A 5,084-nucleotide genomic window follows, 5' to 3' on the forward strand; every position below is an offset into this window, starting at 1 on the left:
AACGAAAATCCCTCGTTTCAGGCTTTTGGTGATTAACTTCTGCTCAATAGCGAGCGCTCAAAAATCATCAAAAAATCACGTTAAAATGCCCGAAACCCATACCTCATATTTGGTTGATCCTGTCAATGCGTAAGTCCTATCATCTATAAAATTTACTCCAGATCCTTTAATAATTCGCTTTTGGGGTGTCTTTCCTAATGCAATTTCTGAATTAAATAATTCTAAATTCACTAAAGGCATAACTAATGATGTCATAATGGTTAATAAAAGGATTAATTTGTTTAATTTCATATAAATGTAGTTATAAACACTTTTGTTGTCTGTTTCTTGTTGCGTTTCCTTATTACCAGTTGCCAGCTTCTATATCTATTAGAAATATTTAAATTAGCATGATAATTTATCAGCAAGTCCATAGAATTTTTTAATCATGCACAAATATTTATAAGCTTTCTAAATAGCTTAAGAGGTCTGCCATTTCTTGGACACTAGGCTGGAATTTGGGCATGGGGGGAGTTTCACCGCTAGTTACTTGATGAATTAGTCCATAGCGAGATTTATATTTGGAGATTTCACGTAAACTTGGTCCAACTAGTCCGGTTGCGTCTAAACCATGACAACCAGCACAGTTGATTTGAAAAATAGCTTTTCCCTGGACTAGGTTACCTTGATGGGATAGAACACTTTTAACATAAGGATCGGAGGCTTTGACGATTTCCATCCCAAATAGGATTAATGGGAGGGCTATCAGTATCGCTACGGTGAAGATAACGAACTGTTGAATGAGGGTTTCGGGTTTGATTAGCTGGTTATCCAAAAGGTTTGCTTTGATGGTGTGCAAGTTTTCATTTCCTACACATAGCTTAAAATTTCTTGATGGTGTTCGCAAGTACAAATGATAATTTTTATCTAGTATTTATATTTAAAGCTACTATAGAGCGCGGGATTAATGCCAAATTTGGTAAAATGAAAAACAGGAATCGAATCTTTCAATAATTGCAACAAGGAGCTTTACAGTGGTTGAACCATTACTATCAGGTATCGTGCTTGGTTTAGTTTTTGTAACTTTAAGCGGTTTATTTTACGCTGCTTATAGACAATATAAGCGTCCTACTGAATTGGGCGGCTGATATTGATTAGGGAGTCAGGAGTCAGGAGTTCAGGAGAAAGAAAGAAGAACATCTATTCCCTATAACCTGTCACCTGTCACCTGTCACCTGTTTCCTGATAAAATGTCAAAGCTGTTTTGCCATAGCTTTTGTGACGGCAGATTTCCCAGTTGGGGATGGTTAGTGGTGTCCAATCTTGGTGACGATGTTCGACTGCTATTTCTCCCTGGGAATCTAAAAGTTGATATTGAGCGATCGCTTGTAATACTGGTTCATATAATCCACTAGTATAAGGGGGGTCAAAATATATTCTGTCAAATTTTTGACCTGATAATTTTTTTAACTGTTGAGTAATATTTCCCCGCAATAGCTGAAATTTCTGTTCTGGTTTGGCTACCTGTTGCCAGTTTTCTTGGATAATGGCACAGGCTTGACTTGATTGTTCAATGCCAATGACGACGCTGGCTTCTCTGCACAAAGCCTCCGCACCCATAGAACCACTACCGGCGCACAAATCTAACCAACGACAACCACCGATTCTCCCCTGCCAAATATTAAACAATGCTTCCCGGACTCGCGCACTGGTAGGTCTGGTATGTTCACCTGGTAAAGTTTTCAGCAGACGATTCCCGTAAATTCTTAGACTCATTACTTACTGATCATCGGATTTTGGATTTTGGATTTTGGATTTCGGATTGATTCCAGAGATAAATCTGGAGACTTGTAGCATCCAGGAATTATTTATCATTAATCTTGAACTGATAGCTAGTAGCAGATGATTGTATCAAAGTTTCACACCTGAAAATATTGCAAACTTTTGTTAAGCAAAAACTTTTTCACGGACTTGAGCCACAAAATTAGAGAGGATTTGCAATCCTACATTTGATGATTTTTCAGGATGGAATTGGACAGCCATGAGATTATCATGAGCGATCGCTGCTGTAAAACTTTGATCACCATGAGTCACAGTTGCCGCCCGCACTTGGGGATTTGTCGGTTCAACATAGTAAGAATGGACAAAATAAACCCAAGGATCTATAGGCAAATGTTCCCACAAAAGGTTTTTTGGTTGGTTAAGTTGGAGTTGATTCCAACCCATGTGGGGAATCGTCATCCCCGGTTGAGAACAAAAACGGCGGACTTTTCCTGGCACAATTCCTAGTCCTGGTAACGTTCCTTCGGTGCTGGATTCAAACAAAATTTGTAATCCTAAACAAATACCCAAGAACGGTTTACCAGAGGCGATCGCATCCTTAATCGGTTGTTCCAAACCACGCGATCGCAAATGTTGTACCGCTGGATCAAATGCTCCCACTCCTGGTAAAACTATAGCATCTGCCTTTGCCAACTCTTGAGAACAATAAGTAACCAGAGGAGTCGCCCCAGCTTTTTCTAATCCTTTGCAAACAGAGTGCAAATTTCCCATATCGTAATCAACAACTGCAATCACTGCCATTTAGCTGCTCCTTGTAAATTTATGAGGGAGGGCTTTTAATTATTCTAATTCTAATTATTATTTATAATGCAAAAAAAAATACTATTAACTTCTTTTGACATTTGGTTAAGCCAACAAGAGTCGAATTCATCCGATGACTTGTTACTCGGACTAGCCAAAATGGCTGCACTCCCCCATGATTTAATTTTTTTGCCCCATTTACCGGTAGATGTGCAACTGGCAAGTTCTCGGGTCATTACCAAAATTAATGAACTCCAACCAGATTACATTATCTGTTGTGGTATGGCTGCAAGTCGTTCCCAATTAAGCGTTGAAGTCCTTGCTCGTGGTACAAGCATCTCTATAAATTCCCCCGAAAATATTTTCCAAACCAGCGTTGATCTCCAAAAATTATTAGTCGGAACAGCCGCAGTTGAGATTAGCTACGACTGTGGTAAGTTTGTCTGTGAGGGACTTTATTATTCAGTCTTGGGCTATTTACACCACTCCCAACCGTCAATTAAGTGTATTTTTGTTCATGTCCCAATTTTAAACCCGGAAAATTCCCTAGAGATGATCGCTGATTTCGTTTTGATCATGAATAACTTGGCACTTCTGTAGAGAGATTAACGTCTGTTTAAACAAATTTACTCAGTATTATGTTGCCACTATTACTTGCTTTCACCCTTGCTCAAGCTACTCCTGCCACACCACCACCCGAAGAAATATTACAAATACAATCAGTCCGGCCTTTGCCAGGAAGATTGGATTCATTACCAGTATTTAATAGTAATAGTCCAGAATTGGTATTAAAAGAAGGAATTTTACTTTCTACCTTTCCCGCAACGGGAAAAAAAGTCCCATCAGCCCATTTAGGTTTTCCCTTGCGGGGACAATTTGATATTTTTGCCCATCATATTGCTAAAGCTGACCCACCAGAAGATTTACGTTCTTTGTACTTGGGCATCATCTTACATAACCCTGGTTCTCAAGCAGTAACAGTCAATATATTGCAAGGTGGGAGTTATTTAAGTCAACCAGATGCCCCATTTAAAGAATTAGCATCCTTAATTCCCAATGACTTAGGCACAGTTTTTTCTGGACCTGGAAGTCGAGTTATGTCTGATATTTTGAGAGGAAAAAGACAAGATATTTTCCCTCCCCAAATTGTTATTCCCCCAGGGGAAAGCCAAATGTTATTAAACTTACCCATTCCCGTGCAAGGATTAACACCTCCTTTAAATGGTCGGTCTACATATCTGCGACTGCGAAGCAATGGTAATATTTATGCTGCTAGTTTAGCGATGTTTGCCCGCACAAATACTGATGGTAGTGAGCGATCGCCGAATTTAGCAGAATGGCAAAATTTATTAGATAATGGTGAATTATCTACCCCTAGAGATAAAGTCCCCACAACCATCACTGGCAACAACAAACCGACAATTTACGGGCGTGTAGCCGGAGTATCCAAGGGTTCTCGATGGTTAGCAGATATAGTAGATGCACCGAAAAGCAAGTATTTAACTATTCCTCAACCTGGTGCGGCCTTTTCCTACGGTTTGAGTACCTTACATGGAGGAACATTAGGCACAAATCAAATTCAAACCGCACCGATGTTAGTGCGTTATCCTGACACCGCTTATTACGCTCATGGCAATTATGGGATTCAATATAGTCTCAAGTTACCTTTATACAACAATACTCAAAATCCACAAACTGTGAGCATTGGGATTCAAACTCCCCTCAAAGAAAATCAATTAAGTCAACCTGGACTGCGCTTTTTTAAGTTACCCACTCGTCAAATCTTTTTCCGAGGAACTGTACGCTTACGTTATCAAGATCAGGGAAAATGGCAAAATAAATTTGTACATTTAGTTCAAAAGCGCGGTGAATTAGGAGAACCATTAATCTCATTAGATATAAAACCAGGAAATACATCTTTAGTCCAAGTTGACTTTCTGTATCCACCAGATGCTTCACCACCACAGGTTTTAACAGTATCAACCCAAGCCAAGTAGTTTAACATCACCAAGTCAGATCCCCGACTTCTTAAAGAAGTTGGGGATATTTGTCTTTGGGGATCTTTTTGTTCATAATTCTAAAAAGATGTTGCCAAAGTTAAAAATTAATTAAGAAAAGCTATCAGGTTACAAATTAATATGAAAATTTACTTCGCGGAATCTACTCAGTGATTTTCCTATGATATCCAGGTGTTTGTCATTTATTATTAGCTCTTGCTACTTTTTAGGCACTCTCCTCAGGGGTACTAAAACTTCTACAACTACTGAAACTAATAAGTAGAGTTTTGACTGAGAATATCATACCAAAATCCGTAATTATGACAATATCTTTTTGATGGAACTTTGCTTATCGTTAACTCAATATCCCCGGGTCACTTCTTGCTTTTTAGCTTAATCAGCAGAAGCCCCACGTCTCACTCTTAGGAGCGTGGGATGAATGCGCGTGAGTTGAGTTGCGTAGCCCAAATTGTATTTGAGCGTAGCGAAAACAAAGAAGGCTACAGCGACGAAACGAACAAAATA

The 5,084-nt window shown here is 39.1% G+C and carries 6 protein-coding genes; 3 read left to right on the forward strand and 3 right to left on the reverse strand.

Features of this window, described 5'->3' with window-relative positions; translation table 11 throughout:
• Positions 1 to 439: 439 nt before the first annotated feature.
• The gene (locus PN471_RS19660; protein WP_271778278.1) at positions 440 to 814 is read right to left on the reverse strand and encodes a c-type cytochrome; all 375 of its coding nucleotides are present in this window, start codon (positions 812 to 814) and stop codon (positions 440 to 442) included.
• A 199-nt stretch (positions 815 to 1,013) separates the two neighbouring features.
• On the opposite strand from PN471_RS19660, the gene petG reads away from it, so the two are divergent.
• The gene (petG, locus tag PN471_RS19665) at positions 1,014 to 1,127 is read left to right on the forward strand and encodes a cytochrome b6-f complex subunit V (RefSeq protein ID WP_015078754.1); all 114 of its coding nucleotides are present in this window, start codon (positions 1,014 to 1,016) and stop codon (positions 1,125 to 1,127) included.
• A 76-nt stretch (positions 1,128 to 1,203) separates the two neighbouring features.
• Here petG and rsmD read toward each other — a convergent pair whose 3' ends face one another.
• Positions 1,204 to 1,755, reverse strand: a complete 552-nt coding sequence (rsmD, locus tag PN471_RS19670; protein ID WP_271778279.1) for a 16S rRNA (guanine(966)-N(2))-methyltransferase RsmD — start codon at positions 1,753 to 1,755, stop codon at positions 1,204 to 1,206.
• Positions 1,756 to 1,926: 171 nt separating this feature from the next.
• Positions 1,927 to 2,562 (reverse strand): imidazole glycerol phosphate synthase subunit HisH, encoded by a 636-nt coding sequence (gene hisH, locus PN471_RS19675; RefSeq protein ID WP_193893313.1) that lies wholly within the window; start codon positions 2,560 to 2,562, stop codon positions 1,927 to 1,929.
• Between the two features lie 66 nt (positions 2,563 to 2,628).
• Here hisH and PN471_RS19680 point away from each other — a divergent pair, with 66 nt between their 5' ends.
• Together PN471_RS19680 and PN471_RS19685 are read left to right on the forward strand one after the other, a co-directional pair.
• A complete protein-coding gene (locus PN471_RS19680) occupies positions 2,629 to 3,162 on the forward strand; it encodes a peptidase C15 (protein WP_271778280.1) in 534 nt (177 codons plus the stop codon).
• Between the two features lie 38 nt (positions 3,163 to 3,200).
• Entirely contained in the window at positions 3,201 to 4,559 is a 1,359-nt protein-coding gene (locus PN471_RS19685) for a DUF3370 domain-containing protein (protein WP_271778281.1), read from the forward strand.
• Positions 4,560 to 5,084 lie beyond the last annotated feature (525 nt).

This window comes from Aphanizomenon sp. CS-733/32 (assembly GCF_028330045.1).
GTDB lineage: Bacteria > Cyanobacteriota > Cyanobacteriia > Cyanobacteriales > Nostocaceae > Dolichospermum > Dolichospermum gracile.

Bases quoted from the DNA above. Each gene is read 5' to 3' on its own strand.
- rsmD (WP_271778279.1), bottom strand. From the start codon at position 1,755: ATGAGTCTAAGAATTTACGGGAATCGTCTGCTGAAAACTTTACCAGGT.
- hisH (WP_193893313.1), bottom strand. From the start codon at position 2,562: ATGGCAGTGATTGCAGTTGTTGATTACGATATGGGAAATTTGCACTCT.
- PN471_RS19680 (WP_271778280.1), top strand. From the start codon at position 2,629: ATGCAAAAAAAAATACTATTAACTTCTTTTGACATTTGGTTAAGCCAA.
- PN471_RS19685 (WP_271778281.1), top strand. From the start codon at position 3,201: ATGTTGCCACTATTACTTGCTTTCACCCTTGCTCAAGCTACTCCTGCC.